Below are 2356 nucleotides of genomic sequence, written 5' to 3'. Positions count from 1 at the left end.
TTAAGGACGTTAAGGTAAAACCTGAGGTTGATGAGGCTAATTCATGCGGTGGCTCGGTGAAGCCGCATATACGTTCTTTTCGTCAAAACTGATTGTTGACAACAACCCTGGGGCCATATACGTATAGACCAAAGCAGAATACGGGATTTATTATTCCCAGGCTACTCTGATTTACTCAGCACTCCCGTTGAAAAAAACCAAATCTAGAACGTGCTCACCGCTGTATTTCGCAATTAAAAGGCGGGATTGTTTGCGTAAACGTATAACTTCCTCCCATTCCTTATTTTTAGGGATTAAGGGTTTATAAATAATGACTTTCAATTTCGCCGGTCTTACTAAGAATTGTTTCGTGCGAAAAATTTTTCTAGCGTCAATAAATAGCAACCGGACAAATGGGTTTCCCCAGTTCGGCTGAGATTTTAAAAGCAGCGAGCTTAAAGGGTCGTACACCAATTGCATAACTAAATGTCCCTTCAGGAAAAATAAAGATGGAACGGCCTTGTTCTAATGTCTGCTCAATTCGTTTTACATCTGAATGGCTTTTTGAAAAATCCATGCGATCAATCGTGACGAGGTCAAGTTGCTTGACGGAGATTTTTATGAGTGGTGTTTTTAACAATTCTTTTTTACGAATAAAATTGGTATCGGCCAGCAACATATCAGCAAGTATCACGCTATCTATAAAACTGCCATGATTAGCAACATAAATCCTTGCTTACTCGCTAATATTTTCTTTTTCTTTAATAGAAATGGGAGAAAATATGAGCCGAAAAATTGAACGCGCCCAAAACCGAAAACGGCGGCCGCTTTTTTTGGACACAGAATAAAGACTAACAACCAAACAGGTAATAAGGTGAAAAACAATAAAATAAGAATATAAAAATTAAATACCACTTTAATCAAATTAATTAACCATTTTTCTATTTTTCTCGCACGATTTTTAATAAATAATTTTATCGTTTGCCAAAAAGCAGACTGGCTTAGTCAGTTTAATTTTCTGGCAAAATAATATTGCTTACAGCTCGAACGGCGCAATTTTCCACTGGATATTTTTGGCAATGTGTGCGAATGCACTAACGAAATTTTGTCAGGCGGGATGCTGATTTGTAAAATCACTTTATTTAGCATTTTTTTATTTCAGGATGAATTTTTTATCTTCTTTCGTTTCGGTGACTATTATTAATTTTCCCGTACCTCTTTTTTCATCAGCTACCCCAAAAGCAGCCATACAACCCTTTCGAACTCCCTCAGAGGGGCTAGCCATTGCTTCGATTTCTGTGGGATGATAATCACGAGCAGCCTTAATAATTAAATCTTTCTTCCGAGCAGTAATAAAAAGCTCTTCTTCAGCTAAATATCCAAGGTCTCCCGTCGCCCACTAACCATTATGATAAATCGCTATTGTTGCTTCTGAGTTACGATAATAACCTTGGATGGCGGAGAGGCCTTTAAATTAAATATTTTCAATCGTACGTTCAGCAACCCGCTTATCGTTATCGTTCACAATACGGATTTCATGCCTTTCTAAAACACTGCCGCACGAAACGAATTCATAATATTTCTTATCGCGCGTTTTTGATGGCACGGCTGTATTATTTTTTTCATAAGGCAATCGCTTGATTCGATTGATATTCGGCCCCGATTTAAAGGGAGGAAAGTGAGTCCTAAAGAACATTCTGCAAGTCCATAATCGTGAAAAATCGCTTCTTTTTTAAATCTATATTTCCTGAATCGTTTTTCAAAATTACGCAAGGCATCAGGATGAATCATTTCCGACCCATTCAGGGCTACTCACCAAGAACTTAAATCCAAGCCCTCAAGAGCGCTATCTTCAATTTTTTTACGCACAGGTCGTAAGCGAAATTAGGACCGGGAGATATGCTCCATCGGTGATAATGAATCGCCCATAAGCATTTTTCAGGACGGGATAAAAAGGTGAAAGAAGAAAGTATAGTTAACGGAAACCCATGGCAAAAGCTTCTCATCCAAGCGCCGATCAAGCCCATATCATGGTAAAGCGGAAGCTAACTGACGAACGCATCCGTTGACTGCATGTTGAGCGTTTTTCCATAGACGGTTATATTCGCTAATAAATTAGCACAATTAAGTAATACGCTTTTTGGATCAACTATGTTTGAATTGCTGTGAGCAAGTTTGAAAACTGGATAATAAATAGTCATTTTACACACCTTATTCACAGCTTCACAGTGATACCGCAGTTAGCGATTTTTTCTGTTCAAATTTTTTTAATCTGGCATTGGCGATAACAATAATTTTTCGTATTAGTGCTACAAACGCTACCATTTTCTTTTTCCCTTTTTTAACGAGCCCCTCATAAAAGCTCTTTAATTCTGAA

Annotated in this window: 1 pseudogene; it reads right to left on the bottom strand. The window is 37.9% G+C overall.

Annotated features, from left to right (window positions below):
• Nucleotides 1–161: 161 nt before the first annotated feature.
• A pseudogene (locus OWO34_RS08845) lies at nucleotides 162–2123 on the bottom strand (1-acyl-sn-glycerol-3-phosphate acyltransferase); the annotation flags it as partial.
• Between the last annotated feature and the right edge of the window lie 233 nt (nucleotides 2124–2356).

This window comes from Coxiella endosymbiont of Ornithodoros maritimus, assembly GCF_907164965.1.
In the GTDB taxonomy this organism is placed as follows: domain Bacteria; phylum Pseudomonadota; class Gammaproteobacteria; order Coxiellales; family Coxiellaceae; genus Coxiella.
The sequence above is the reverse complement of the archived record's forward strand: the minus strand, read 5'-3'. Positions and strand labels throughout refer to the sequence as shown.